General features: G+C 69.3%; 23 protein-coding genes. 5 read left to right on the top strand and 18 right to left on the bottom strand.

What is annotated here, in order from left to right:
* Positions 1 to 81: 81 nt before the first annotated feature.
* From KF889_09375 to murJ, 3 genes are all read left to right on the top strand, one after another.
* Positions 82 to 816 carry an SDR family oxidoreductase gene (locus KF889_09375; protein MBX3499642.1) on the top strand — a complete coding sequence of 245 codons (735 nt, stop codon included), beginning with the start codon at positions 82 to 84 and terminating at the stop codon, positions 814 to 816.
* A gap of 97 nt (positions 817 to 913) precedes the next feature.
* Positions 914 to 2,005, top strand: a complete 1,092-nt coding sequence (locus KF889_09380) for an ATP-dependent 6-phosphofructokinase (GenBank protein MBX3499643.1) — start codon at positions 914 to 916, stop codon at positions 2,003 to 2,005.
* A 141-nt stretch (positions 2,006 to 2,146) separates the two neighbouring features.
* Positions 2,147 to 3,721 (top strand): murein biosynthesis integral membrane protein MurJ, encoded by a 1,575-nt coding sequence (gene murJ / locus KF889_09385; GenBank protein MBX3499644.1) that lies wholly within the window; start codon positions 2,147 to 2,149, stop codon positions 3,719 to 3,721.
* Here the strand turns inward: murJ and KF889_09390 are convergent.
* From KF889_09390 to KF889_09410, 5 genes are all read right to left on the bottom strand, one after another.
* Positions 3,691 to 4,557 carry a UPF0280 family protein gene (locus tag KF889_09390; protein MBX3499645.1) on the bottom strand — a complete coding sequence of 289 codons (867 nt, stop codon included), beginning with the start codon at positions 4,555 to 4,557 and terminating at the stop codon, positions 3,691 to 3,693. The genes murJ and KF889_09390 overlap by 31 nt on opposite strands.
* A gap of 281 nt (positions 4,558 to 4,838) precedes the next feature.
* Positions 4,839 to 6,287 carry a 6-hydroxynicotinate reductase gene (locus KF889_09395; GenBank protein ID MBX3499646.1) on the bottom strand — a complete coding sequence of 483 codons (1,449 nt, stop codon included), beginning with the start codon at positions 6,285 to 6,287 and terminating at the stop codon, positions 4,839 to 4,841.
* Between the two features lie 162 nt (positions 6,288 to 6,449).
* Positions 6,450 to 9,149 carry a molybdopterin-dependent oxidoreductase gene (locus KF889_09400; GenBank protein ID MBX3499647.1) on the bottom strand — a complete coding sequence of 900 codons (2,700 nt, stop codon included), beginning with the start codon at positions 9,147 to 9,149 and terminating at the stop codon, positions 6,450 to 6,452.
* A gap of 44 nt (positions 9,150 to 9,193) precedes the next feature.
* On the bottom strand, positions 9,194 to 10,045 hold the full coding sequence (locus KF889_09405; protein ID MBX3499648.1) for an FAD binding domain-containing protein: 852 nt from the start codon (positions 10,043 to 10,045) through the stop codon (positions 9,194 to 9,196).
* A 69-nt stretch (positions 10,046 to 10,114) separates the two neighbouring features.
* The gene (locus KF889_09410) at positions 10,115 to 10,627 is read right to left on the bottom strand and encodes a hypothetical protein (protein MBX3499649.1); all 513 of its coding nucleotides are present in this window, start codon (positions 10,625 to 10,627) and stop codon (positions 10,115 to 10,117) included.
* Between the two features lie 105 nt (positions 10,628 to 10,732).
* On the opposite strand from KF889_09410, the gene KF889_09415 reads away from it, so the two are divergent.
* Entirely contained in the window at positions 10,733 to 11,308 is a 576-nt protein-coding gene (locus KF889_09415; GenBank protein ID MBX3499650.1) for a hypothetical protein, read from the top strand.
* Here KF889_09415 and KF889_09420 read toward each other — a convergent pair.
* The 13 genes from KF889_09420 to KF889_09480 form a co-directional block, all read right to left on the bottom strand.
* Positions 11,301 to 11,744, bottom strand: a complete 444-nt coding sequence (locus KF889_09420) for a winged helix-turn-helix transcriptional regulator (GenBank protein ID MBX3499651.1) — start codon at positions 11,742 to 11,744, stop codon at positions 11,301 to 11,303. The genes KF889_09415 and KF889_09420 overlap by 8 nt on opposite strands.
* A 46-nt stretch (positions 11,745 to 11,790) precedes the next feature.
* Positions 11,791 to 12,537, bottom strand: coding sequence for an outer membrane lipoprotein carrier protein LolA (locus KF889_09425; GenBank protein ID MBX3499652.1), 747 nt, complete (start codon positions 12,535 to 12,537; stop codon positions 11,791 to 11,793).
* A gap of 160 nt (positions 12,538 to 12,697) precedes the next feature.
* Positions 12,698 to 15,493, bottom strand: coding sequence for a DNA translocase FtsK 4TM domain-containing protein (locus tag KF889_09430; GenBank protein MBX3499653.1), 2,796 nt, complete (start codon positions 15,491 to 15,493; stop codon positions 12,698 to 12,700).
* Positions 15,494 to 15,653: 160 nt separating this feature from the next.
* Positions 15,654 to 16,853, bottom strand: coding sequence for an aminotransferase class I/II-fold pyridoxal phosphate-dependent enzyme (locus KF889_09435; protein MBX3499654.1), 1,200 nt, complete (start codon positions 16,851 to 16,853; stop codon positions 15,654 to 15,656).
* A 289-nt stretch (positions 16,854 to 17,142) separates the two neighbouring features.
* Positions 17,143 to 18,009, bottom strand: coding sequence for a phosphonate ABC transporter, permease protein PhnE (phnE, locus tag KF889_09440; GenBank protein ID MBX3499655.1), 867 nt, complete (start codon positions 18,007 to 18,009; stop codon positions 17,143 to 17,145).
* Positions 18,006 to 18,884 (bottom strand): phosphonate ABC transporter, permease protein PhnE, encoded by an 879-nt coding sequence (gene phnE, locus KF889_09445; protein ID MBX3499656.1) that lies wholly within the window; start codon positions 18,882 to 18,884, stop codon positions 18,006 to 18,008. The genes phnE (KF889_09440) and phnE (KF889_09445) overlap by 4 nt, the downstream gene beginning before the upstream one ends.
* 7 nt (positions 18,885 to 18,891) lie before the next feature.
* A complete protein-coding gene (phnD, locus tag KF889_09450; protein MBX3499657.1) occupies positions 18,892 to 19,827 on the bottom strand; it encodes a phosphonate ABC transporter substrate-binding protein in 936 nt (311 codons plus the stop codon).
* Between the two features lie 32 nt (positions 19,828 to 19,859).
* A complete protein-coding gene (gene phnC, locus KF889_09455) occupies positions 19,860 to 20,660 on the bottom strand; it encodes a phosphonate ABC transporter ATP-binding protein (GenBank protein ID MBX3499658.1) in 801 nt (266 codons plus the stop codon).
* Between the two features lie 85 nt (positions 20,661 to 20,745).
* Positions 20,746 to 21,177: a hypothetical protein gene (locus KF889_09460; protein MBX3499659.1), complete on the bottom strand. Its 432-nt coding sequence runs from the start codon at positions 21,175 to 21,177 to the stop codon at positions 20,746 to 20,748.
* 224 nt (positions 21,178 to 21,401) lie between these two features.
* A complete protein-coding gene (locus KF889_09465) occupies positions 21,402 to 22,706 on the bottom strand; it encodes an ammonium transporter (GenBank protein MBX3499660.1) in 1,305 nt (434 codons plus the stop codon).
* A 107-nt stretch (positions 22,707 to 22,813) separates the two neighbouring features.
* The gene (locus KF889_09470; GenBank protein ID MBX3499661.1) at positions 22,814 to 23,152 is read right to left on the bottom strand and encodes a P-II family nitrogen regulator; all 339 of its coding nucleotides are present in this window, start codon (positions 23,150 to 23,152) and stop codon (positions 22,814 to 22,816) included.
* Positions 23,153 to 23,413: 261 nt separating this feature from the next.
* Positions 23,414 to 24,742 (bottom strand): ammonium transporter, encoded by a 1,329-nt coding sequence (locus tag KF889_09475; protein ID MBX3499662.1) that lies wholly within the window; start codon positions 24,740 to 24,742, stop codon positions 23,414 to 23,416.
* A gap of 26 nt (positions 24,743 to 24,768) precedes the next feature.
* Complete coding sequence (locus KF889_09480; protein ID MBX3499663.1) at positions 24,769 to 25,107, bottom strand: P-II family nitrogen regulator; 339 nt, start codon at positions 25,105 to 25,107, stop codon at positions 24,769 to 24,771.
* 440 nt (positions 25,108 to 25,547) lie between these two features.
* Between KF889_09480 and KF889_09485 the strand changes: the two genes are divergently transcribed.
* Positions 25,548 to 26,324 carry a TorF family putative porin gene (locus KF889_09485; GenBank protein MBX3499664.1) on the top strand — a complete coding sequence of 259 codons (777 nt, stop codon included), beginning with the start codon at positions 25,548 to 25,550 and terminating at the stop codon, positions 26,322 to 26,324.
* The last annotated feature ends 40 nt before the right edge of the window (positions 26,325 to 26,364 follow it).

A 26,364-nucleotide genomic window follows, 5' to 3' on the forward strand; every position in this document is an offset into this window, starting at 1 on the left:
TCAAATCCCGCGAGAAATCAACACGGTATTGGCACCGAGGAAATCCTTGAATGACCGCAGGCGATCCCTCAGCCTGCGACGATGCTGCTGAAGGATCGGGTCCTGCTGGTCACCCACGTGCGCCGCTTCGCCGGCCACGGCGTGTCGCGCTTGGCGCTCGCCGAGGGCGCGAAGGTGATCGCCCATGACGAGAGCTTCACCTCGGCTGTCAAACGCAAGGCCTACGAGTCCGAATTCCCCGGCGCGCGGGCGATCGCCGCGCAGGAGCCGGCGAAGATCGTCGAAGGGGCGTTGAAGCTCGCCGCGCGCATCGACGCGCTGGTCAGCAACGACGCCTATCCGGCGACGCGCGCAGCGCTCGCCGAGGCGCGCATGGAGGATTTCCGCGCCGCGCTGGAGACGATGGTGGTCAAGCCGTTCGAGCTGGCGCAGAAGGTGGTGCCCGTCATGCGCCGGCAGAAGGCGGGGCGCATCGTCTTCGTGTCGTCGGCCGCGCCGTTGCGCGGCATTGCCAACTACTCGATGTATGTCTCGGCGCGCGCCGGCACGCTGGGCCTCGTGCAATCGCTGGCCAAGGAGCTCGGCCGCGACAACATCACGGTCAATGCCGTGGGCTCGAACTATGTCGAGAACCCCGACTACTTCCCGCCCTCTCTGCTGGCGAATGCCGAGGCGATGAAGAAGATGACGGCACAGATCCCGCTGGGACGTCTGGGCAAGCCCGAGGAGCTGGCGGCGGCGGTCTGCTTCCTGTGCTCCGACGGCGCCGGCTTCGTCACCGGCCACACCCTGGCACATGCAGGAGGCTGGGCATGATGGCTTCGTCGGACCACCGGCGCCCCGCCGGCTCTTCGGTGCCGCGACCACGGAAGATGCCGGGGGGACCCTGGCGGTCCCAGGCGAGGGGCAAGCCATGAAACCGAAGAAGAAGCGCACCGGCCGGATCGGCCTGCTGACCAGTGGCGGCGATTGCGCCGGTCTCAACGCCGTGATCCGCGCCGTGGTACGCCGCGCCGTCGACGGCCACGGCTGGGATGTGATCGGCATCCGCAAGGGCACGCACGGCCTGCTGGCGCGCCCGGTCGAGGCCGACGAGCTGCGCCCCGGCGCCGACGATGCATCGCTGTTGCGCCTGGGCGGCACGATCCTGGGCACCACCAACAAGGGCGATCCCTTCGCCTTCCCGATGCCCGACGGCTCGCTGAAGGACCGTTCGCAGGAGATCGTCGAGGGTTTCCACGCGCTCGATCTCGACGCGCTGATCGGCGTCGGCGGCGACGGCAGCCTGGAGATCCTCTCCAAGCTCGCCAAGCAGGGCAATATTCCCTTCGTCGGCATTCCCAAGACGATCGACAACGACGTGGCGCGTACCGAGCGCGCGGTGGGCTTCGCCACCGCCGTGGCCACGGCGACCGAGGCGCTCGATCGCCTGCAGCCCACCGCGGCGAGCCACGATCGCGTGATGATCCTGGAGGTGATGGGCCGCGACGCCGGGCACATCGCCATCGCCGCGGGCATCGCCGGCGGCGCCGACATCGTGCTGATTCCGGAGATCACCTGGACGTTTGACGCGGTGTCGCACCACGTGCGCGAGCTGCGCGTCGTCGGCCGCGACTTCGCGCTGGTCGTGGTGGCCGAGGCGGCGCGCCCCTCGGGCAGCGACGCCACGGCGGTGAAGGATGCCGGCGGCATCGGCCACTGGCTGGCGGCGAAGCTGGGCGCGGCCACCGGCGCGGAGACGCGCGTGACGGTGCTGGGCCACGTACAGCGCGGCGGCACGCCGCTGGCCGAGGATCGCCTGCTGGGCTCGGTGCTGGGCGTGCATGCCGTCGATCTCGTGGCTGAGGGCCGCACCGGCCGCATGGTGGCGTGGTCGAACCGCGAGGTGATCGACGTGCCGCTCGACGAGGTCGTGGGCGTGCCGCATGTCGTCGATCCCAACAGCCCGCTGGTGCGCACAGCACGCGGTCTGGGCATCTGCCTGGGCGATGATGCGGTGAGTTGAGGTGGTGGCGTTGACTCCCGACCATCACATCGCCGGGCGCCACCAATGAGCACTCTACCGTCGGCGCGTGACGGAATTATGGCTCTTTCTCCCTCTCCCCGCTTGCGGGGAGAGGGAGAGAAGGCCGACTCGGCACGGGCTATGAGCCTGGGCCGCGCCATTGCCGTGGTTGGCGGCTTCACCATGCTGAGCCGCCTGCTGGGCTTCGCGCGTGACATGGCGATGTCGCGCATCCTGGGCGCCGGGCCGGTGGCCGACGCCTTCTTCATCGCGTTCAAGCTGCCGAACTTCTTCCGCCGCCTGTTCGCCGAGGGCGCCTTCGCGTCGGCCTTCGTGCCGCTGTTCGCCGCCGAGCGCGCTCGCAGCGGCATCGAGGAAGCCGCCGCCTTCGCGCGCGAGGCGCAGGCGGCGCTGCTGGCGGTACTGCTGCCGTTCACGGCGCTGGCGATCATCGCCATGCCCGTCGTCGTGGCACTGATCGCGCCCGGCCTGCGCTCCTCGCCGCAGACCATCGCCTGGGCGATCGACTTCGGCCGCATCGCCTTTCCCTATCTGGTGTTCATCTCGCTGGTCTCGCTCTACGGCGGCGCGCTCAACGGGCTGGAGCGCTTCGGCCACGCCGCCGCGACGCAGATGCTGCTGAACGTCGTGCTGCTGGTTGCGCTGTTCGGGCTCACGCCGCTCATGCCCAATCCCGGCTACGCGCTGGCGATCGGCGTGTTCACGGCCGGCATCGTGCAATGGCTCTGGCTGCTCGACGCCTGCCGCCGCGCCGGCCTGTCTATGCTGCCGCGCTGGCCGATTCTCAGCCCGCGCATCCGCCGCATGCTGACCCTGGTCGTGCCGGCGGCGATCGGCGCCGGCGCCTTCCAGATCAACGCCATGCTCGACGTGGTGTGGGCCTCGTTCATGGCCGACGGCACGATCTCCGTTCTCTACTACGCCGACCGCATCAACCAGCTGCCGCTGGGTGTGGTCGGCATCGCCATCGGCACCTCGCTGCTGCCCCTGCTGTCGCGACAGCTGCGCGACGGCTCGACCGAGGCCGCGATGGCCAACCAGAACCGCGCCATCGAGTTCGGCCTGCTGTTCTCGCTGCCGGCGGCGGCGGCGCTGTCGGTCGCGGCGCTGCCGATCATGGCCACCCTGTTCGAAGGCGGAAAGTTCGGCCCGGCCGAGAGCGCGCGCGCCGCCGCGGCGCTGTCCGCCTTCGCCGCCGGCCTGCCCGCCTTCATTCTGGTCAAGGCGCTCACGACCGGCTTCTACGCCCGCGAGGACACGCGCACGCCGCTCAACGTGGCGCTCGCCAGCATCGCGCTCAACATCGCGCTCAACGTGATCTTCCTGTGGAGCACGAGCCTGCAGCATGTCGGCGTCGCCCTGGCCTCCTCGCTGTCGGGCTGGCTCAACGCGCTACTGCTGGGCTGGCTGCTGGTCCGCCGCGGGCACCTCGTCGCCGACCCACGCCTGAAGTCGCGCGCCTGGCGCATGCTGGTCGCGGCGCTGGTCATGGGCCTCGTTCTGTGGCTGGCGCTGCGCTATGCCGGCGGCGCCTTCGCGACGCCGGGCGCGATGCGGTGGCTGGCGCTGGCGGCGCTGTGCCTCGGCGGCGCCGCGCTCTATGGCGCCGTCGGCGCGGCGCTGGGCATCGTGCGCCTTTCCGAGATCCGCGGCCTGCTGCGCCGTCAGCCCGGCGTGCGTCCTGAGATCGACTGAGCGGCGCCGAGCAGACGCCACCGCCCCTGCAGCGCCAGCGCGGCGCCCTCGATCAAGCCGCGTGCATGGAGATCTAGCGCCCGCTCCAAGCCGCGATCGAGCGCCATGGCGAGTACATCGCCCGGCAGAGGTCCGACGGTGACAGTCACCGGCCGCGCACCGAGATCGGTATCGTCGTCGATCGCGTTCGCCGGCCGTCGCTCGATGGCGGGATGCTCCGCATCGACGGCATTGGCGACGATGGTCGCCGCCGCGTCGGCCATCGCCGCCGTGCGCGCCAGGACAGTCACCGAATCGGCGATGCCCAGCGAGAACGAACGCCCGCGCCAGCCGCTGGTCGCGAGTCCGCGCACCGGCAACTCCGACCGCAGCTCGACGCCGCCATCGAGTTCCGGCGCATCGACATTGGCCACGATCGCGGCGCGCAGCGCATGGCCCGGCGCGAGGTGAACCGCGATGTCGCCGCCGTTGTTGACGTAGGCCTTCATCAGGTCGCGTCCGCGCACCAGCGCGGCCAGCACCTCGTCCGCCACCGATCCGGCCACCGCCGCCATCGGCGTGATGAAGATGTCGCGGTAAGGCCAGACGGCATCGGCCATCCGGCGCGCGACGGGACCGTTGAGCACAGGCGGTGCACCGCCGACCGGGCTGCGCAGGATCGGCAGCTCGGACACGAGCGTGGCGAGGATGTCGTCGAAGCGTTCGATGGCCTGTCGATAGGATGCCTCGACCTCGGCCTGTGCACCGAAGGCTTCGATGATCAGGTCGATGGGGCCGTGCTGCAGATGCAGCCGCCCACCGGGCAGGCGCGCTGAGATCGGGCCGCCGGGACGCACGGCCTACATCCCTCCTCCCTCCCCCCTCGTGGGCAGGACGATCGCATATGGAAATCGGACCTCCCTTCCCCCGGAGGGGGAAGGGAGCGCGCGCAGCGCGACGGTCAGGGGCCGCGGACGGCCCGGGGGGTGATGCCTCAACGAAGCCGCTGTCCGTCTTCGACATCCCCCTTCCGCCCTTGGGGCACCTTCCCCCTCCGGGGGAAGGTGCAACCAAGGCAGGTCGGCCATATGCGATTGCCCTCCCGCACAAGAAGGGAGGGATGAAGAATGGGGTGCGACTAGTTCGACGACACCGGCCATGGGTTGCCGGCGCGCGAGGGGCGGCGGTCGAGGCGATTGGCGGCCAGCGCCTCGTCGAGCGACACGACGCGACCGGTATAACCGCCCAGCGCCTCGTAATGGTCGCGCCGCATGGTGAACTCCAGCGGCGCCACCAGCGCCGGCGTCGGCACGTGGCCGAAAGCGTTGTCGGGCATGCGCGCGACATCGACCATGTAGGTGATGCCGCCGCCCGGCCAGACGAAGACCGGAGCGCCGCCGCAGGTCACGCGGGTCAGCGCGTCCTTGACGCTCAAGGTCAGGCGCACCGGGTTCTCGGTGACGCCGGCGCGCAGCGAGCCGCCGGCGCCGGCCATGAACATCACCGTGCACAAGGCCGGCTCGCAATTCTCGGCGATACGCTCGACCACCTTGCGCACCGGGGGCGGCATCTCGGCGGGCTGCGGGCTGAGTGCCTCGTCGAGCACGAACCACGCCGAATGCTCGCCGGTGGTCGAGACCATCAGCAGGCGCAGCCCAGGCCAGGCGGCCTTGGGATCGATCTTCTCGAGGATCTCCAGCGGATCGGCGATATCGGTGCCGCCCCAGCCCAGCCCCGGCTCGGCCACCTGGAAGTAGCGGCCCGGCGTCGAGCGGCGGCCGCGCACGCGGATGCCGGCGGGCGGCATGTCGAGGAACTTGCCGCCCTGGTGCTCCGACAGCACGCCGGTGATGTGGTCGTCGACGACGATCACCTCGTCGACATGGCCGTGCCATTGCGGCGCGAACATGCCGATGGTGGCCGAGCCGCAGCCCACGCGCATGCGCTCCTCGCGCTGGCCGTTGACCACCGGCGGCTGGCCCGCCTGGACCACGACAGAGGCGCCGCCATCGATGACGAGCTCGACCGGCTTGCGGTTGCACAGCGCCAGCATGGCGTCGCAGGTGACGACGCCCTCCTTCTTGCTGCCGCCGGTGAGATGGCGCACACCGCCCAGCGACAGCATCTGCGAGCCGTACTCGGCCGTGGTGACGTGGCCGATCTGCTCGCCCTCGACGCGCACCGCGGCCTGCTCGGGCCCGAGGAAGCGGTCGGTGTCGATCTTCACCTTGACGCCGCAGTAGCTGAAGATGCCTTCGGTGACGACGGTCACCATGTCGACGCCGTCATGCTGGCTGGCGACGATGAAGGGCGCCGGCTTGTAGTCGGGATAGGTCGTGGTCGCGCCGATGCCGGTGACGAAGGTACCCTCCGGCCGGCCAAGCTCGCCGCTCCAGCTCTCGGCGCCCTGCGCGAAGGGCACCAGCGGCGCCTGCGTGCGTTCGATCACGACCAGCGAATCGACGCGCACCAGATGGCCGTTCTCGTTGGCGTAGCGGTCGCAGGCACCGACCTTGCCGGGCCGGATGCGACAGAGCACCGGGCAGGCGTCGCAGCGCACCACGCCGTCTGACACGAGCTCAGACATGGCAGCACCAAAAGGAGGCCTTCCCTTCCCCCGGAGGGGGAAGGTGCCCGAAGGGCGGATGGGGGATGTCGAAGACGGACACCGATTTCGTTGCAGCATCCCCCATCCGTCGCGCTACGCGCGCCACCTTCCCCCTCCGGGGGAAGGTAGTGGGTGACATACTCATGCTGTGCCTCCCCGCAGGGCCGCGCGCAGGCGATGCGGCAGCACCGGCACCTGGCGCATGCGCACCCCGGTCGCGTCGTGGATCGCGCCGAGGATCGCCGGCGCCGTCGGCACGAGGCCCGGCTCGCCGACACCCTTGGCGCCCGAGGGGCCGAGCGGGTCGGGATCCTCGATCAGCATCACCTCGATCCGCGGCATGTCTCCGACCGTGGGAATCAGGTAGTCGTGCAGATTCTCGGTGCGGCCGGGGATGTATTCCTCCATCAGCGCCAGGCCGAGACCCTGCGCGATGCCGCCATGGATCTGGCCCTCGACCTGCAGCGGGTTGATGGCGCGCCCGACATCGTGCGCGGCGGCCATGCGCAGCACCTTCGTCGTGCCCAGCTCGACATCGACCTCGACCAGGGCGATCTGCGCGGCGAAGGCGTAGCTTGCGTAGGGCACGCCCTGGCCGTCGGCGTCGAGCGGCGAGGTCGGCGGATCGAAGGTGCCTTCGCCGATCATCACGTCGCCGTCGGCATCGGGCGCCAGGCCGCGCAGGTCGATCGCGCGCGTGCTCTCGCCTTCGTGGACGAGCAGCGTCGCGTCGCGGATCGACAGCTCGGCATCGGCGCCGGCATTGGCCATGCGCAGGATGCGCGCGCGCAGGTCGCGGCCGGCCAGCTCGGCGGCCCTGCCTGATACGAAGGTCTGGCGCGAGGCCGAGGTCTTGCCCGCGTCGGCGGTGCGGTCGGTGTCGCCGGTGACCAGGCGAATGCGCGCGAACGGCAGGCCCAGCGCGTCAGCGGCGATCTGCGTCATGATGGTGTTGCTGCCCTGGCCGATATCGAGCGCGCCGCTGTAGAGCGTGACGCCGCCGTCGCGGCCGATGCCGATACGCATGATCGAGGGGTTCGACATCGAGGTATTGCCGATGCCGTACCACATGCAGCCGATGCCGACGCCTCGCCGCGTCGCGCCCGGCCTGCGGTTGAACGCGGCCGTCTCGGCCTTCCACTCGGCCCAGCGCTGCCGCAGCGCCTCGAGGCATTGCGCCAGGCCGGCCGAATGCGCAAGGCGCTGACCGGTGGCCGTGATGTCGCCGACGCGCAGCGCGTTGCGGTGACGGAACTCGAGCCGGTCGATGCCCAGCCGGTCGGCGAGCGCGTCCATCATCGCCTCGTGCGCGATGGCCGATTGCGGCACGCCGAAGCCGCGGAAGGCGCCGGCCGGCGGCCCGTTGGTGAACCACGCCGCGCCCCAGGTCCGCGCGTTGGGCACGCGATAGGGACCGGTGGCATGCACCGGCACGCGATTGGCGACGGTCGGTCCCCACGAGGCGTAGGCGCCGGTGTCGAAATCGGCGCGCGACTCGCAGGCGGTGAGCCGGCCCTCCGCGTCGCAGGCGAAGCGCGCCACGACCCGCGCGGGATGGCGCTTGGTGGTCGCCGCCATGCTCTCGGGCCGTGTGTAGACGCAGGCCACCGGGCGGCCGAACGTCCACGCCGCCAGCGCGATCAAGGGCTGCACCGACTGGTCGAGCTTGCCGCCGAAGCCGCCGCCGCAGGCGCTGGGCACGATGCGCACCGCCGAGGTCGGCAGGCGCATCACGCTGGCGACCTCGTCGCGGTCCATGTACGGCGTCTGCGTCGTGACATGCACCTCGATGCGATCGCCGACGCGCCGCGCCCAGCCGGCTTCCGGCTCGATATAGGCGTGCTCGACGAACGTCGTTTCGAAGATGCCCTCGGCTACGGCCGCCGCCGAGGCGATCGCGGCATCGACATCGCCGCGCCGCACACCGCCCTCGATCAGCAGGTTGGCCGGCTTGTCCGCCTGCACCAGCGCCGCGCCCGTCGCGCGGGCGGCGTCGATGCCGAGGATCGGCTCCAGCTTAGTCCAGGCGATCGGCAGTTCCTGGTCGCGTACCGCAAGGACGGCATCGCGCGAACCGACCAGCGCCAGCACGGCCTCGCCGCGATAGCGCACGCGGCCGTCGGCGAGGACCGGCTGGTCCTTGATGTCTGGATAGATGCCGAAGCCGTTGAACGGCACGTCGGCGGCGGTGAGGATCGCGGTCAGGCCGCGCTTCGCCGTCGACAGGTCGCCAATGGTGAAGGTCGCGCTGTGATGCGGCGAGCGCACGATACGCAGCCACAGCGCGTCGGCGGGAATGCCATCGGCGCCGTAGATCTCCGAGCCATCGACCCGCGCCGCGCCATCGACGCGTGGCACGCGCGCGCCGACAGCTTCACCGACTTGCGGTGCGGGCGCGGAGGCGGCCGTCACGTCAAGCACCGCCTCGACGATCTTCTGGTATCCCGTGCAGCGGCAGAGCGTGCCGCCCAGCGCGTCCTCGACCTGCGCGCGCGAGGGGTGGCGCTCGCGCCGCAGCAGGTCGGTCGCCGACATCAGCATGCCCGGCGTGCAGATGCCGCACTGCGCCGCGCCATGGACGAGGAAGGCGCGCTTGAGCGCATCGGCGCTCGCATCGAGGCCTTCGACGGTGGTCACCGTACGGCCCGCGACCTGGGCCACCGGCGTCAGGCAGGCGCAGACCTGCTGGCCGTCGAGCAGCACGGTGCAGGCGCCGCAATCGCCGGCATCGCAGCCGATCTTGGTGCCGGTCAGGCCAAGCTCGTCGCGCAGCGCATGCGCCAGCCGCGTCAGCGGCGGCGATCTCAAGGCCCTCGCGCTGCCATTGATCGTGCAGCGCACCGTGTCGTCGGCCAGCGCCGGCGCGATGGCGAGATCGTCGGGCGTCACGACGACACCATGCTGCCGATTTCGTCCAGGGCCCGGCGAACCACCGTGAGCGCCGCATCGGCGCGGTAGTCCGCCGATGCCCGCACATCGTCGATCGGCGCCAGCGCCGCGAGGTATCGCGGCGTCACCCGATCGGCCAGCGTGGCGTCGGCGGGGCAGCCCAGCAGCGCCGCCTCCAGGTCGGGCAGGCGGCGCGCGACTTCCGAGCAGGCGCCGACCGCGACGCCGGCGCGCGTCACGCGGCCGGCCTCGTCGCATTCGATCGCGACGGCGACCATGGCGATGGAGATCACGAGGTAGCGGCGCGCGCCGAGCTTGATGAAGTGGCCGACGGCGCGCGGCGAGCGCGGCTTGGGCACACGAATGGCCGTCACGAGCTCGATCGGCGAGCGACGCGTGCGGCGGTTGCCCAGGATGAACTCGGCGAGCGGAACGGCGACGACGCCGGCCATGCTGGCGAGCTCGACGGACGCGTCGAGGCTGAGCAGCGGCGGCACGCCGTCGGCCGCCGGCGAGGCATTGCAGAGATTGCCGGCGATCGTGCCGGCGTTCTGGATCTGCGCGCCGCCGACCTCGCGCGCCGCGCGCTTCAGCCCGTCGAACGGCGGCGGCAGGTCGCTGTTCACCAGGTCGGACCAGGTCGTGGTCGCGCCGATGCGCCAATGGCCGGGAGCATCGGCGATGCCGCGCAGGCCGGCGATGGCGGTGATGTCGAGGACGTCGTCGTCGAGCGGGCGGCCGACGCGGGCGGGATAGAAATCGGTGCCGCCGGCCAGCACCGTGAGCGGCCGGCTCGCCAATGCCTGGAGCGCCGCGTCGATGCTCGTCGGTCGCAGATAAGCCGCCATCAGACCAGCCCGGGCGAGATCGTTCGTAAGCGAACGATCTATTCTAGCCCGCCCCCGATCCGAGTCAATTCACCGGCGGCGAAAGCCGCATTGCTCAGGCGTGCGGCGCACCACCGCCCAGCGCTCGCCGTGGCGAAAGCAACCCTTGACCCACTGGCCGCCGAAAGTCTGGCCATTGGCCGTGGTCTTCACGCCGAAGCCGTGCGCGAGGTCGTCGGCCCACTGGCCCTCGTAGCGATCGCCGTTGGGCCAGGTCATGGCGCCGCGGCCGTGGAAGGTGCCGTTGCGCAGCTGGCCCTCGTAGCGCTGGCCGCTGCGCCAGGCATACAGGCCATGGCCGTGCATGCGGCCGGCCCTCATTTCGCCCTCGTAGCGCGACTCGGCGATGCCCGCGCGATCATAGAGCTGCACCACACCGCGGCCATGGCCCATGCCCTCGACGCAACGGCCGGACCAGGTCACAGACCAGCCCGATGTGGGATTGTCGTCCCAGATGCGGCAGCCCGTGACTCGATCGAAGGTCCAGCCCGGTTCGGCCCGCACCGCGCCCGCGGCCAGCATGGCAGCGACGAACGCCGCCATCGCCACTGCCTGACTCCTCGCGCTGCGACCGTCCTTTGCCATGCACAGTGATGTTACCACGCGCCGTCTTCGCCAGCTGACGCGGCGTGATAGCCTTCGATCCACATGATCCCTGCCGCGCCATCCCTCCGGCGTCGAGGTCCCGGCAGAGCCAGGCGATATGCCTGCGCGCTGGTCGTCGCCGTCCTCTCGACCGGCGATGCGTCGGCGCGCAACGATCCCGACCTCACCGACGTCGCCCGGTTCTGCTCGGCCGTCGCCCATGCCGACAGCGCGACGCTCGATCGGGCGGCGCAGCGGATCGACGCCATCAAGCGCGAGATCGCGGCCTTGGCGGCGCTTGAGGCGAAGCGCGACCGGCTGGCGGCCGAGGCTGCGGCGGAGGGGGACCGCGTCGCCGGCCAACGCCGCGATGTCGAGGCGTTGCGGACACGGCTCACCCACCTGTCGCCGGCGATGTTCGAGGAGCGTCGGCTGACGGGCGCCGATCTGACGGCGCATCTCGAGGTGCTCGATCGCTATCGTCAGAGCGAAGCGGTGCTGCTGATCGAGCTCCGCGCCATCGAGGACGAGATCGCCGCGCGGCGCGCGCGTGCCGATCTGCCGGCGCAGCGCACAGTCGCGACATCGGAGCGCGAGCTGCGCCGCTGCATCGAGGAGCGCCGCGCCCGCCTTAGATGAGGCGCGACAGCAGGCCGAGCAGCGTGCGCTGCTCGGCGGCGTCGAGCGGCTTGAGCGTCTCGGCGCTGACGCGCGGGCCGTTGGCGATCAGCCGCGCCAGCATCTCCTCGCCTTCGGGCGTCAGGCGCAGCAAGGTGCGGCGGGCGTCGTCGGGGTCGGGCCGCGCGGCGATCAGGGCGCGGTCGCGCAGCCGGCGCACCACGCCCTGGGTGGTCGCCTTGTCCATGCCGACCAGGCGGCCGAGATGGTTCTGCGACAGCTCGCCCTGCTCGCCCAGCTTCACCAGGCTGGTGAACTGGGTCGGCGTCGTGCCGGGATCGCCGATATTGGCCTGAAACAGCGCCGTGGCGCGCTGATGGGCGCGGCGCAGCAGGTACCCGATCTGATGCTCGACTGTATAGGTGCCGCCCTCGGACGGGTCGTCGCCGTTCTTCATCGCTCCATCAGAGACCGGGGCGAGGCCACACGCAAGCCGCGCGCGCTCACCTCGGCCCCGACTTCAGCTCGTTCTCGTTGAAGCGGAAGGAGACGTTGCCGAGGTCGATGCCGCTTTCGACCCGGGTAAGCGAGACGCTGACCTGGTTGCCCTTGGCATCGGTGATGCTCCAGCCCTTCAGCAGCATCGGGTTGTCCTGCACGATCATGGTCGCGCGGCCCTCGTTGGGGCGCTTGGTCTGGTACATCGAAATGTGGATGTCGCCGTTGACCAGGCGCGCATCGGTCACGGTGATGTCGCCCGACAGGCGCAGATTGCTGGAGACCAGGAAGCTCGCCGCCGTCCAGCCGATCGGCCACTGGCTGAAATCCTGCTGCTTGAAATCGACCATGGTGACCTGGGTGCCGTCGGCGACGATCAGGATCGGCACCGGCGGATCGTACTCGAAGCGCAGACGGCCGGGCCGGCGCACGTAGTAGGTGCCCGACGAGACGTTGCCGGCCGCCGAGGTCTGCAGGAAGCGTGCCTTCATCGTGGTGATCGAATTCAGGTACTGCTCGACGCGCGCCACCAGCGCCTGCTGCTGCGCCGTCACGCCGGCGGCGGGCGGCGGCGCCGGCGTCGTGTCGCGGCGCGGCTTGGCCGGCGCCTGCGCGCGCGCCGATTCGACCGAGAAGATCAGCCGCTCGCGTTCCTCGTCGAGCGCCGGCGCCAGCAGCCAAGCGGCCACCGCGGTCGACGCCGCGAGCGTCAGGCGCAACACGGAGCGGGCAGGCGGGAACAGTCGGATCATCGCCATATCCTTTCTCAGCCGTCGGCGGCGATATCGGCGTCAAACCCGGCGGATTCAAGACAGAGGGGTGAGCCGCAACGCCGTGTCACACGCCGCCTTGGGACCGCCGGCATCTCGCCGGCTCTTCTCCATGAGGCCGGCGCGACGCCGGCGGTCCCATTCAATCGTCGCGGTCGATGTCGCGCGCCAGCACCTCGCGCTTGCCGACGCTGTTGGCCGGCGTCACCACGCCCTCGCGCTCCATGCGCTCGACGATGCGGGCGGCGCGGTTGTAACCGATCTGCAGGTGGCGCTGGATGAAGCTGGTCGAGCACTTGCGCTCGCGCGCCACGATGTCGATGGCGCGATCGTAGAGCTCGTCGGAACCCTCCTCCGCCTCGCCGCCCGAGCCGCCGCCACTGCCCTCGCCGCCGCCGATGCCGCCCTCGGCATCCTCGGTGATCGAGTCGATATAGGCCGGCTTGCCCTGCTTGCGCAGGTGCTTGACCACCTTCTCGACCTCGGCATCGGACACGAACGGACCGTGCACGCGCACGATGCGCCCACCGCCGGCCATGTAGAGCATGTCGCCCTGGCCCAGCAGCTGCTCGCCGCCTTGCTCGCCCAGGATGGTGCGGCTGTCGATCTTCGACGTCACCTGGAAGGCGATGCGGGTCGGGAAATTGGCCTTGATCGTGCCGGTGATGACATCGACCGAGGGGCGCTGCGTGGCCATCACGACATGGATGCCGGCGGCGCGCGCCATCTGCGCCAGGCGCTGCACGGCGATCTCGATGTCCTTGCCGGCGACCAGCATCAGGTCGGCCATCTCGTCGATGATGACGACGATGTAGGGCAGCGACACCAGGTCGATCGGCTCGTCTTCCCAGATCTTCTCGCGCGTATCGGGATCGATGCCGGTCTGCACGCGCCGCGTCAGCACCTCGCCGGAATCGCGCGCCTCGCCCACGCGCTCGTTGAAGCCGGCGATGTTGCGCACGCCCAGCTGCGACATCAGCTGATAGCGCCGCTCCATCTCGCGCACCGTCCACTTCAGCGCCACCACCGCCTTGCGCGGATCGGTGACGACGGGGGTCAGCAAATGCGGAATGTCCTGGTAGACGCTCAGCTCGAGCATCTTGGGGTCGATCATGATGAACTTGCAGGTATCCGGCGCCAGCCGATAGAGCAGCGACAGGATCATCGTGTTGATGCCCACCGACTTGCCCGAGCCGGTGGTGCCGCCGATCAGCAGATGCGGCATGCGCGCGAGGTCGGCAACCACCGGACCGCCGCCGATGTCCTTGCCCAGCACCAGCGGCAGATTCAGGCGCTGGTCCTCATAGTCCTTGGTCGACAGCAGCTCGCGCAGGAAGACCATCTCGCGCTTCACGTTCGGCAGCTCGATGCCGATGACGTTGCGGCCCGGCACGGTGGCGACGCGCACCGAGACCGCGCTCATCGAGCGGGCGATGTCGTCGGCCAGGCCGATGATGCGGCTCGACTTGATGCCCGGCGCCGGCTCGAGCTCGTAGAGCGTGACGACGGGGCCGGGGCGGACCTTCACTACCTCGCCCTTGACGCCGAAATCGTCGAGCACCGATTCGAGCAGCCGCGCATTCTGCGCCAGGGCCTCCTCGTCGATGGTCGCGGCGGCCAGCGACCGGGGCGGCGGCGACAGGATGTCGAGCGGCGGCAGGGTGAAGTTCTCGCCGCCCAGCGCCAGCTCGTGCTGCCGCTCGGCTTGGGCGCGCTTGCCGGGCAGCGGCTTGACCGGCTTGAGCACGACCTTGGGCTGGTAGACCGGCGCGACCGGCGGTGCTTGATCGTCGTCCGGCTCGACCACCGGCGCGGGCGTCGGCTTGCGCACCAGATGCAGCACCTTGGCGCCCAACGGCACCACGGCGGGCGGCGGCTCGACGGCCGGCGGCGGGCTGTCATCGGGCAGCGGTGCTCCGCCTTCGCCCTCGGCGGCGCGCATCAGCACCGGCTCGATGCGTTCCTCGGCGACGCCGATGCCTTCGTATTCGTCCGGCGTCGGCTGGGCGCGTCGACGCAGCCAGCCCGGCAGCCAGCCGTGCTCGCGGCGCCGCTGCCCGTGGTCGATCTCGGGAATCGTCGCGACCTCGCCGTCGGGATGCTTCATCTCAGCAATCGGCGAGAGCGGCGCGTCGACCATCAGCGTGTCGCGCGGCGGCAGCGGGCGATCCTCGTCGGGGATCGGCTGGAAGCGCGCCGGATCGTACTGCGAGGCGTCGATCTCGCCGGGGATGGTGGCGTAGCCGACCGGCGGTCCGGGCGGCGGCGCGTGCTCGTCGAGGCGATCGGGGCGGCCGCGCCACAGCGCCACGGCGGCGCGCCACAACCAGCGCAGCAGCTGCAGCGGCAGGACCAGCACGCGGAAGATGAACGGCAGATGGCCGCGCCGCATGCCCATCACCGGCACCATCAGGGCCAGCGCCAGCAGCGTGGCGAGCGGCGCCACGACGGCCAGCGGGCCGCCGTCGCTGTAGGTCAGCACGATCTCGGCGACGTATTTCGCCAGCGCCGCGCCGGTGACGCCGCCGGGGCCGGCGTGCGGCGTCCACTGGCCGATATCGGTGAGACGGCCGGCGGCGGTCGAGGCGAGCAGCACCGCGGCCAGCAGCAGCGCCAGGCGCAGGCCGAAGAAATGCAGCACGTGATGGCGCGCCAGCATCACGCCCCAGGCGATCGCGCCGACCGGCAGCAGGAAGGCGCCCAAGCCGATGCCCTGCATCATCAGGTCGGCGAAAGCGGCGCCGGGAAAGCCCAGCATGTTGCGCGGCGCGAAGCCGGTGGCGCGGTTCAGCGACGGATCGGTGGCGTGATAGGTGATCAGCGCGATCAGCCCCGCCATGCCCAGCACGATCGCACCGATGCCGAGCAGCTCCATGGCGCGCTGACGGAAGAACAACGTCGCGCCCGGCGGCAGGAAGCCGCCGCGTGCCGAGCTCATCGTTTCCTTCAGCGTTGCCAGGGCCATGGTCTAGAGCGCCGTCCGTGCAGGTTGAATCGATCCGTCATCCCGAGCGCAGCGAGGGATCCAGGAGGGCCGCATGGATCCCTCGCAGCGCTCGGGATGACAAGGGAGCCGGTTCGATCTGTTCGTCATGCCTCTACAGCAGCTCCGACATGCGGGTGAGCGCGCGCCTGGTGGTGTCGAGGTCCTGCACCAGCGCGACGCGGATGTAACGCTGGCCGGGATTCACGCCGTCGACCGCGCGCGAGACATAGCCGCCCGGCAGCACCTTGATGCCGCCCTCGGCCCACAGAGTGCGCGCCGCCTTCTCGCCGTCGCCGACGTCGAGCCAGAGGAAGAAGCCGCCATCGGGCATGAAGAAGCCGCCCTTGTTGTGCAGGATCGACTTCGCCGCCTGGAAGCGCGCCTGGTACTCGCCGCGGATCGCAGCCACGTGGCTCTCCTCGCCCCACAAGGCCGCGGCGGCGTTCTGGATGGCCAGCGGCACCTGCGGTCCGCCATAGGTCTTCCAGCGCAGCAGCATGGCGATGATCTTGGGATCGCCGGCGGCGAAGCCGGAGCGCAGGCCGGCGGCGTTGGAGCGCTTCGACAGGGAGTGGAAGACGACGACATTGGCGAAGGGATCCTTGCCGCCGCTCTCGTCCATCGCCAGCGCCGCCTGCAGGCCGCCCGAGGGCGGCTTCTCGTTGTAGATCTCGGCATAGCACTCGTCGATCGCCAGCACCGCGTCGTGACGGCGACACTGCTCGATCAGCTTCTGCATGTAGGGGATCGAGGCGGTAGCGCCCTGCGGATTGCCCGGCGAGCAGAGATAGACCAGCGCCGTGCGCTGCCAGGTCTCAAGCGACACCGAATTGAAATCCGGCAGGAAGCCGTTCTCGGCGTTGGTGTTGAGGAACAGCGTCTCGCCGCCGGCCAGCACCGCGCCGCCGAGATAGGCCTGGTAAAATGGGTTGGGGATCATCACGACCGGCTTGCGCCCGTTCTTCTCGGGCGGCACCGCCACGGTGGCGATGTTGTAGACGCCCTCCTTCGAGCCGGCGAGCGGCAGCACATGCCGGTTCCACTGCACCAGGCCCTCGGGCAGGCCGTAGCGCCGGCTGAGCCAGCCGGCGATCGCCTGGCACAGCTCGGGCGTGCCTTGGTTGGGCGGGTACTTGTTCGACAGGCCAAGGTCGCGCGCGACGATGTCGCGGGCGAATTGCGGCACCGGGCCCTGCGGCTCGCCGACCGACATGATGATGGGGTTCCTGGGCGCCGGCAGATCCGAGATCAGCTCGTTCAGCCGCGCGAACGGGTATTCGTTGAGATCCTGGGCAAGACGCGGATTGATCATCTTTCCTATCGCTTTCAGTCCATTCCCGGCCAGCTTGGCGCCGGCCGCGACCAGAAACAACGAGTGCCCAGACCTTGTGCCGCGGGGGAACGGCATATGGCGGCAGACTAAAGGACGATAGTGTCAATTACAAGAACGACTTACGGGGCTTTTTTAACATAGATTCCAGAGGCTTGCAGAAACGCACGCCTGATGCCGGCCACACGACCCGGCCGGTAGCTGTTCGGTGCCGCCAGGGCTTCCTCGGGGTTGGTTGTCGCCGGCGAAGAGCCGGTCGGGTCGCGCCGCCTCAGACCGGCGCGCTCGCGCGCCGGCCGATGATGGCGAAGCGCAGGCGGGCGGAGATGAAGTCGATGGCCGCCACGGTCATCAGGATCATCAGCACCAGGAAGGCGACGCGGTCCCATTCCAGGGTGCGGATCTCCTCGGCGAGGTGCAGGCCGATGCCGCCGGCGCCGACGATGCCGATGATGGTCGCCGAGCGCGTGTTGGATTCGATGTAGTAGAGCACCTGGCTCAGCATGACGGGGAAGACCTGAGGCAGCACGCCGAAGCGCACGGCTTGCAGCCCGCCGCCGCCGCTGGCGAGCACGCCCTCGACCGGCTTGCGGTCGCTGTTCTCGATCGCCTCGGAGAACAATTTGCCGAAGGCGCCGAAATCGGCGGCGGCGATCGCCAGCATGCCGGCGAAGGGGCCCAGGCCCACGGCGCTGACGAAGATCAGCGCCCAGATCAGCGTGTCGATGCCGCGCACCGTGTCGAGGCTGCGGCGGATGAAGAAGTGCAGGATGCGGTTGGCGACCACGTTCTTGGCCGCCAGCACGCCGGCCGGCAGTGCCAGCACGGCCGCCAGCAAGGTACCGAGGAAGGCGATGGCGAGTGTCTCGGCCAGCGCGCCGAGATAGAGCGTCAGCTTGCCGCCGTGGCTGGGCGGCACCATCAGATGGAGGAAGTAGCCGAGCTGCACCAGGCCGGTGCCGATGCGGTCGAAGGAGAAGTCGAGCCGCCACATGGCATAGATCGTGAGCGCCAGCGCCCCCAGCACGACAGCGATGGCCATCGCGCGCGACCTGGGCGAGGGACGAAAGACCAGGGGATGGCGGTCGTGCAAGCCGGCGCGATCGCCGGTCGCAGCGAGACGCAACGGGCTCTTCATCGCGTCACCCCGATCAGGTGATGGCGCAGCCGCTCGGTCAGCAGGTCGATCACCATCACGGTGGCGATGATGATCAGCAGGATGGCGCTGACATCGGAGTAATGGAACTTGCGGATCGACTCGACGAGGTCCTGGCCGATGCCGCCGGCGCCGACGAAGCCCATCACGGCGGCGCCGCGCACGTTGATCTCGAAGCGCAGCAGCGCGTAGGAGGCGAAGTTCGGCAGAACCTGCGGCACCACGGCGAAGCGCACGGTCTGCGTCCAGCTCGCGCCCGATGCGGTGGCGCCCTCGACCGGGTTCATGTCGATGTTCTCGACCACCTCGGCGAACAGCTTGCCCATCGCACCCACGGTATGGATCGCGATCGCCAGCACGCCGGGCAGCGCGCCGAGCCCGAAGGCCACGACGAAGATCAGCGCGAAGACGATCTCCGGCACCGTGCGGCAGCTCTCGAGGAAGCGCCGCGCGGCGAAGCGCGGCGCGCGCGACCTGGTGAGATTCTCCGCCGCGACGAAGCACAGGCAGAAGCCGCCGATGGCGCCGAGGAAGGTGCCGAGCCAGGCGATCAGCAGCGTGTCGAAGAGCAGCCGGCTCCAGCGCCCCAGGCCCCAGAACCACTCGCCGACATCGGTCCAGACGCGCTGACCGCTATCGAGCCGCAGCAGGCGGTCGAAATAGTCGCCGACGCTGCCGATGCGTGCGACGAAGGTGCCGACATCGACCTCGCTGGTGCGCGCCGACAGCGCGATCAGGACGATCAGGATGACGCCGCCCAGCGCCACGCGCATGCGCCGTGCCGAGACGGCCTGGGCATAGGCGCGCGCCAGAACCTGCTCCTGCGCCTCCGGCAGGCGCTGGATCGCGGTGGTCACGTCGCGCTTACGAGCGCTTCTTGCGCATCTCGTCGACGTAGCGGATCATCTGGATCGTCGGTTCGTAGTCCTTGTGCTTCACCGACACAAATTCGCGATCCTTGCCGTCCGACAGCCTGTGGAAGGCGGCCGTGGCCTTGGTCGGCGACTCCATGAAGGCCTTCGCGATGGCCGACTTCAGGTCGGCGGGCAGCGACGCGAGATAGGCGAACGGGCTGTTGGGCAACAGCTCCGATTTGTAGACGATGCGGAAATCCTCGTACTTCATCGGCGTGCCGTCGGCGTGCTTGAGCATGCCCTTCCTGAGCATGCGCGTGAGGTTGGAATCGTCGTCGTCGTTCCACCAGTTCGCGGCCGCATCGACCGTACCCTGGGCCAGCGCCAGCACGGCGTTCTCGTGGCTGCCGGCGTACACGTGCTTGCCGAAGAACTTGTCGACGTCGTAGCCGTCGCGCGCCAGGAAGAAGCGCGGCGCCTGGTTGCCCGACGTGGAGTTGGGATCGACCAGGCCGAGGGTCTTGCCCTTGAGGTCGGTCATCTTCTGGTACGGGCTCTTGGCCAGCACATAGGTCACCGAGTAGTAGCCCAGCGAGCCATCCTTGTTGCGCGCCGTCGTGAAGGGCTCGACCTTCACGCCGGTGATGAAGGCGCGCGAATAGGCGGCCGGACCGTAAAAGCCGATGTGGATGTTGCCGGCACGCTGGCCCTCGATCACGGCGGCATAGTCGTTGGCGATGCGCAGGGTGACCTTGGTGCCGAGCTCCTTGGACAGGTACTCGATGAACGGTCCGAAGCGTTCGGTGACGCCCGAGGCGTTCTCGGCCGGCACGATCGCCATCACGAGCTCGGGGTAGCTGCTTTTCCAGCTCTGGGCGAAGGCCGGCGCGGCGGCGAGCACGAAGGTGCCGGCGGCAAGGCCAAGCAGATGGCGGCGGTCGAACATGTCAGGTCTCCAGCAGGGGGTACGAAGACACCTCAGGCGGCGGCGACGGCGATGCCCTCGGGCATCGGCACGGGCGCGGGCGCGTCGATCACCTCGTCGGCCTCCAGGCCGTAGAGGTCGCGCGCGATCGATTCGGTGAGCGCCGCCGGGACGTCGTCGAACACGACGCGGCCATGGGCGATGCCGACCAGCCGGTCGCAGTACTCGCGCGCAAGGTCGAGCGAATGCAGGTTGCAGACAACCGAGATGCCGAAATGCCGGTTGATGCGCGCGAGCGCGTCCATCACCAGGCGCGTGTTGCGCGGATCGAGCGAGGCCACCGGCTCGTCGGCGAGGATCAGGTCGGGCTCCTGCACCAGGGCGCGGGCGATGGCGACACGCTGCTGCTGGCCGCCCGACAGCTGCTCGGCGCGCTGCGCGGCGATATTGGCGATGCCGAACTGCTCGAGCGCGGCGAGCGCCAGCGCCTTGTCCTCGTCGGACCACAGCTTGAGCACGGCGCGCGCCGTCGAGACCTTGTTGAGCCGGCCCATCAGCACGTTGCTCAGCACGTCGAGCCGGCCGACCAGGTTGAACTGCTGGAAGATCATGGCCGAGCGGGCGCGCCAGGCACGCAGCTCGGCGCCCTTCAGCGCCGTGACGTCGAGCCCGTCGTGCACGATGCGCCCGGCGCTGGGCTCGACCAGCCGGTTGATCATGCGCAGGAGCGTCGACTTGCCGGCGCCGGAGCGGCCAATCACGCCGACGAAGCCGCCGTCGCCGAACTGAAGACTGATGTCATCGACCGCAAGCTTGGTGCCGAAGCGACGCGAAACACCTTCGAGCACGAGCATGCCTGACCTCCACGCCGATGTTGCGGGCGCGAAGGTTCTCTAGCCGTCGGATGTAAACGATTTATGAAAGCCTGTTGACAGAAGCTCAGGTGCGTCCACAGGGGCCCGAGCTGCGCTCCCAGCGCATCGACTGCAGACTCTGGCCGCTGATCTGGCTGACGATCAGGCCGCAGGAGGGCGGCTCGCTGGTCGGCTTGCCGGTGCCGTCGACGCGGACCAGCAGGGTGCGCACGGTGCAGGTGCCGGACGGCGGGCAGTTGTTCTTGCGCAGGGTCTGCTGGGCCAGCTCGCGGTAGACCGGGCTGCGCACATGGGCCGCCAGCACGCTCTGCACATCGCCCTCGCGGATCGGGCGGCGGAAGGCGGACGACACGCCGTCGGCCACCGGATCGGCCGCTTCGTAGAAGCCCCCGCCGGCCGGGGCGCGGCCCGACGAGCCCATGTCGCCGCAGGCGGCCAGCGCCACGGCGGCGAGGGTGAGCGAGAGCGCAACGCGCGAGGGAAACGATGTGATCATGGCGCGACTCCGAGAGGGCGGGCCGGCATTCTTGCGGCGCCGGCGCTGTCTACCACATCGCCCGGGAAAACGGCGCGATCGTGGCCTTGATCTTACCTTCCCCCGGAGGGGGAAGGTGTCGCGGAGCGACGGAAGGGGGATGCCTCAACGAAATCGGTGTTCGCCTTCGACATCTCCCTTCCGCCCTTCGGTCACTTTCCCCCGGAGGGGGAAGGCAAGACGCTTTACTCCACGCGCTCGCCGTGCAGATGCAGGTCGAGGCCCTCGATCTCCTGCTCGTTGGTCACGCGCAGGCCGATCGTCGCCTTGACGACCATCAGGATCACCCAGGTCAGCGCGCCCGACCAGACCAGGCAGACGACGATGCCCTTGAGCTGGGTCAGCACCTGCTTGCCGTTGCCGTCGAACCACAGGCCCTTGACCTCGGGCCCGGCGATGAAGCTGGCGGCGAAGACTCCGGCGCCGATGGTGCCGACGATGCCGCCGACGCCGTGCACGCCGAAGACGTCGAGCGAGTCGTCGTAGCCCAGCCGCTTCTTCAGCGCCGTCGAGGCGTAGAAGCACAGCACGCCGGCGACCAGCCCGATGATCAGCGCCGGGCCGACGCCGACATAGCCGGCAGCCGGCGTGATGCTGCCCAGCCCGGCCACCGCGCCGGAGATGAAGCCCAGCACGCTGGGCTTGCCCATGGTCAGCCACTCCGCGAACATCCAGGCCAGCGCCGCGGTGGCGGCCGCGACATGGGTGACCAGCATGGCCATGCCGGCGCGGCCGTCGGCGGCCACGGCCGAGCCGCCGTTGAAGCCCATCCAGCCGACCCACAGCAGCGACACGCCGATCACCGCCAGCACCAGGTTGTAGGGCGCCATGTTCTCCTGGCCGTAATTGCGGCGCGGGCCCAGCACAACCGCCGCCACCAGGGCGGCGATGCCGGCATTGATGTGCACGACGATGCCGCCGGCGAAGTCGAGCACGCCGTCGCTCTGCAGGAAGCCGCCGCCCCACACCCAATGCGCCAGCGGCACGTAGACCACCAGCAGCCACAGCCCCATGAACCACAGCATGGCGCTGAACTTCATGCGGTCGGCCACCGCGCCCAGCACCAGGGCCGGCGTGATGATGGCGAAGGTCATCTGGAAGAAGGCGAAGACCGATTCGGGGATGGTCTTGGCGTTGGGATGGATCGCCTCGACCGTCAGCCCGCCCATCAGGAAGCGGTCGAGATCGCCGATCCAGTCGCCGCTGCCCGAGAACGCCAGCGAGTATCCGAGGATCACCCACAGCACGGTCGCCAGGCCGGCGGTCGCCAGGGTCTGCGCCGTGGTCGCCAGCACGTTCTTCTTGCGCACCATGCCGGCGTAGAACAGCGCCAGGCCGGGCAGGCTCATCAGCAGCACGAAGGACGTGGCGACGATCATCCAGGCGGTGTCGCCGCTGTCGATCTTGGCCGGCGCCTGCTGGGCCAGCGCCGGGCTGGCGATCAGGCCGCCGACAGTCGCGACCACCAGGCCACGCGCGATTGCACCCATGGTTCCCCCCTTTTGCTTCTTGATTGAATCGGCTGTCATCCCGAGCGCAGCGAGGGATCCTTCGCTGCCGCAAGATCCCTCGCTGGGCTCGGGATGACAGAAGCTCCTCAAAGGGCGTCAGTGCCCGATTCGCCGGTGCGGATGCGGATCGCCTGCTCGCAGGGCCAGACGAAGATCTTGCCGTCGCCGATCTTGCCGGTATGCGCCGCCTTCTTGATCGCCTCGACGACGCGCTCGACCTCGGTGTCGGCGACGACGACCTCGATCTTCACCTTGGGCAGGAAGCTGATGACGTACTCGGCGCCGCGGTAGATCTCGGTCTGGCCCTTCTGCCGGCCATAGCCTTTGACCTCGCTGACCGTCAGGCCCATGACGCCGATGCCGGTCAGCGCGTCGCGCACCTCGTCGATCTTGAACGGCTTGATGATCGCGCTGATGAGCTTCATCGACTGCTCCCTCCGTGGCCGCCTCGCCGACAAGCAGGGCGCCGACAGTTTGACCACCGATAGCAGGCTGTCATTCCACGCGAAAGCCGAGAATCGCCCGTCTCATGGGCATTCTGTGATCAATCCATAGGCAGACGAAAAAAGGCCCGATGCCGGAGCATCGGGCCTTCAGGTGCCGGCGGGTGTGCGAAGCCCGACGGCGGAGGGAACTTTCAGGCGGACGCGGAGGACCTGGTGGTCTTGGGCCGCGCCCGGCCGGGCTCAGTGCACGGTCTCGCCGTGCAGGTTGATGTCGAGGCCCTCGACCTCCTGCTCCTGGTTGACGCGCAGGCCGACGGTCACGTCGATGATCTTGAGGATCACGTAGGTGATGACGGCGCACCAGACGACGGTGGCGACGATGCCCTCGAGCTGGACCAGAACCTGGCCGGGGTTGCCGTCGATCAGGCCGGGCTTGCCGCCGATCGCTTCGACGGCGAAGACGCCGGTGAGGATCGCGCCGACGATGCCGCCGACGCCGTGCACACCAAACGCATCGAGAGAATCGTCGTAGCCCAGCATCTTCTTGAGCGACGTCGCGCCCCAGAAGCAGACCACGCCGGCGACCAGGCCGATGATCAGCGCGCCGGTGGCGTTGACGAAGCCCGCCGCCGGGGTGATCGCCACCAGGCCGCCGATGGCACCGGAGATGATGCCGAGCACGCTGGGCTTTCCGCGCAGCGCCCATTCCGCGAACATCCAGCTGAGGCCCGCGGCGGCCGCGGCGATCTGCGTCACGGCCATCGCCATGCCGGCGTTCGGATTGGCACCCACCGCCGAGCCGGCGTTGAAGCCGAACCAGCCGACCCACAGCAGCGAGGCGCCGACCACCGACAGCACGAGGTTGTGCGGCGCCATGTTGTCGGTGCCGTAGCCCTTGCGCTTGCCCAGCACGTAGGCGCAGACGAGGCCCGCGACACCGGCGTTGATGTGCACCACGGTGCCGCCGGCGAAGTCGAGCACGCCGGCGCCGCCGAGGAAGCCGCCGCCCCACACCCAGTGCGCGATCGGCGAGTACACGAGAATCGACCACAGGCCGGTGAACCACAGCATGGCGCTGAACTTCATGCGCTCCGCATAGGCGCCGGCGATCAGCGCCGGGGTGATGATCGCGAAGGTCATCTGGAAGATCATGAAGACCGGCTCGGGAATGGTCGCCGCCAGCGAATGCGCCTTGTCGATCTCCATGCCCTTGAGGAAGAAGCGCGACAGGCTGCCGATGTAGGAACCTTCCCCGGTGAAGGCGAGGCTGAAGCCGACGATCATCCACAGCACGGAGATCAGGCAGCAGATGGCGAAGCTCTGCATCACCGTGGCCAGCACGTTCTTCCTGCGCACCATGCCGCCGTAGAACAGCGCCAGGCCGGGGATGGTCATGAACAGGACCAGCGCCACCGAGGTCATCATCCAGGCGGTGTCGCCGGTATCGAGCTTCGCGGCTGCGGCCGCCGGCGGCGCGGCGGGCGGGGTGGCCGGCGCCTGGGCAAGGGCCGAGACGGTCCACGCGGCGGTCAGCGCCGCGCCACCAGCAGCCAGCGCCAGACCCTTCATGCGATGCTTCATTGTCTTCCCCTCCATCACAGCGCGTCGCCGCCGGTCTCGCCGGTGCGGATGCGGACGGCCTGCTCGATCGACAGCACGAAGATCTTGCCGTCGCCGATCTTGCCGGTGGCGGCGGCCTTCTTGATCGCCTCGACCGCCGGCTCGACCTGCGCATCGGAGACGACGACCTCGACCTTGATCTTGGGCAGGAAGCTCACCGCATACTCCGCACCGCGGTAGATCTCGGTCTGCCCCTTCTGGCGACCGAAGCCCTTCACCTCGCTCACCGTCAGGCCCTGCACGCCCATCGCGGTCAGGGCGTCCCGGACCTCGTCGAGCTTGAAGGGCTTGATGACCGCCATAACCAGCTTCATCGACTGTCCCCTTGTTGATCTGAGCCGCCGGCCGGACTCGCGCCGGGCGGGCCGGACACCCCGTTCGGTATCCGCCAACCGGTTAATCAAGTTTCGTGCCAGCGGCGCAGGCAGATCGGCCGGGAGTGGCGCCCATGCGGCGGGCGCAGAGCGGTCAGACTGCCCATGAATCGGGCGCCCGCCCGGTTCGCGGCGAGATCCGGCGCCACTCCGGCCGGCGGCTCGTATCGCGACAGGCGGGCCGCAGGGGCTCGGCGAGGCGGGCCTGCCCATTGCGGCAGCAGCCTGTGGCGGTGTCGCCACAGGCTGCTGCCGCTTCGCGCGACCAAACGCCGATTCCTGCGCTGCGCCAACGGCATGGCATGCCGCTTGCCATTAGGCCCCCGAGTGAATCGGTGCACGCACGCTGCGCCGCACTCAGCGCACAGAGGGGAGAGATGATGAATCGTATCTGGGCCGTTGCCGTCGCCACGGCGCTTTCGGTATCCGCGCCGGCCTTCGCCCAGGCCCCGGCCAAGACGCCGACCGGACCGTTCGGCGGCGACATCACCGGCATCGTCACGGTCGCCAACGAGTACTCGTTCCGTGGCATCTCCCAGACCTCGCGCGACTTCGCGGTCCAGGGCGGCCTGACCTATGAGGTGCCGATCTTCAAGCCGATCTCGCTCTATGCCGGCGTGTGGGGCAGCAACCTGAACTTCGCCACCGACATCAACGAGCACGTCGAGATCGACATCGTCGCCGGCGCCAAGGCCACGTTCTTCGACGACAAGCTGGTCATCGACCTCGGCTACATCGGCTACTTCTATCCGGGCATCAACGCCGGGCTGCAGGCCAACTTCACCGAGTTCGCGCTCGGCGCGAGCTACGATTTCGGCTTCGCCAGCCTCGGCGCCAAGATCAACTTCTCGCCGAACTTCTTCTTCAACTCGGGCAACGCCTGGTACAAGGCGGTCTACGTCGCCGTGCCGCTGCCGTTCGAGATCCACAAGGACATCGCGGTCAAGCTGACCGCCTCGGTCGGTCACCAGTCGATCGAGCGCAATGCCAATTTCGGCTCGCCCGACTATTGGGACTTCACCGCCGGCGTCACTGTCACCGCCTTCACCCTCGACTTCACCGCCCAGGTGATCGGCACCTCGCTGAGCCAGGCGGAATGCGCCAACACCCGGTTCTGCAAGGTGCGGCCGTACTTCTCGATCTCCAAGGCGTTCTGACCGAACCCTCCTTCGTCCCGCGAGCGTTCAAGAGCGGGCC

This window comes from Alphaproteobacteria bacterium, assembly GCA_019635875.1.
In the GTDB taxonomy this organism is placed as follows: Bacteria; Pseudomonadota; Alphaproteobacteria; order Reyranellales; family Reyranellaceae; genus JAFAZJ01.

Coding starts and splice junctions, on each gene's coding strand:
- KF889_09375 (MBX3499642.1), top strand. CDS start 82: ATGCTGCTGAAGGATCGGGTCCTGCTGGTCACCCACGTGCGCCGCTTC.
- KF889_09380 (MBX3499643.1), top strand. CDS start 914: ATGAAACCGAAGAAGAAGCGCACCGGCCGGATCGGCCTGCTGACCAGT.
- murJ (MBX3499644.1), top strand. CDS start 2,147: ATGAGCCTGGGCCGCGCCATTGCCGTGGTTGGCGGCTTCACCATGCTG.
- KF889_09395 (MBX3499646.1), bottom strand. CDS start 6,287: ATGTCTGAGCTCGTGTCAGACGGCGTGGTGCGCTGCGACGCCTGCCCG.
- KF889_09405 (MBX3499648.1), bottom strand. CDS start 10,045: ATGGCGGCTTATCTGCGACCGACGAGCATCGACGCGGCGCTCCAGGCA.
- KF889_09410 (MBX3499649.1), bottom strand. CDS start 10,627: ATGGCGGCGTTCGTCGCTGCCATGCTGGCCGCGGGCGCGGTGCGGGCC.
- KF889_09415 (MBX3499650.1), top strand. CDS start 10,733: ATGATCCCTGCCGCGCCATCCCTCCGGCGTCGAGGTCCCGGCAGAGCC.
- KF889_09420 (MBX3499651.1), bottom strand. CDS start 11,744: ATGAAGAACGGCGACGACCCGTCCGAGGGCGGCACCTATACAGTCGAG.
- KF889_09425 (MBX3499652.1), bottom strand. CDS start 12,537: ATGATCCGACTGTTCCCGCCTGCCCGCTCCGTGTTGCGCCTGACGCTC.
- KF889_09430 (MBX3499653.1), bottom strand. CDS start 15,493: ATGAGCTCGGCACGCGGCGGCTTCCTGCCGCCGGGCGCGACGTTGTTC.
- KF889_09435 (MBX3499654.1), bottom strand. CDS start 16,853: ATGATCAATCCGCGTCTTGCCCAGGATCTCAACGAATACCCGTTCGCG.
- phnE (MBX3499655.1), bottom strand. CDS start 18,009: ATGAAGAGCCCGTTGCGTCTCGCTGCGACCGGCGATCGCGCCGGCTTG.
- phnD (MBX3499657.1), bottom strand. CDS start 19,827: ATGTTCGACCGCCGCCATCTGCTTGGCCTTGCCGCCGGCACCTTCGTG.
- phnC (MBX3499658.1), bottom strand. CDS start 20,660: ATGCTCGTGCTCGAAGGTGTTTCGCGTCGCTTCGGCACCAAGCTTGCG.
- KF889_09460 (MBX3499659.1), bottom strand. CDS start 21,177: ATGATCACATCGTTTCCCTCGCGCGTTGCGCTCTCGCTCACCCTCGCC.
- KF889_09465 (MBX3499660.1), bottom strand. CDS start 22,706: ATGGGTGCAATCGCGCGTGGCCTGGTGGTCGCGACTGTCGGCGGCCTG.
- KF889_09470 (MBX3499661.1), bottom strand. CDS start 23,152: ATGAAGCTCATCAGCGCGATCATCAAGCCGTTCAAGATCGACGAGGTG.
- KF889_09475 (MBX3499662.1), bottom strand. CDS start 24,742: ATGAAGGGTCTGGCGCTGGCTGCTGGTGGCGCGGCGCTGACCGCCGCG.
- KF889_09480 (MBX3499663.1), bottom strand. CDS start 25,107: ATGAAGCTGGTTATGGCGGTCATCAAGCCCTTCAAGCTCGACGAGGTC.
- KF889_09485 (MBX3499664.1), top strand. CDS start 25,548: ATGAATCGTATCTGGGCCGTTGCCGTCGCCACGGCGCTTTCGGTATCC.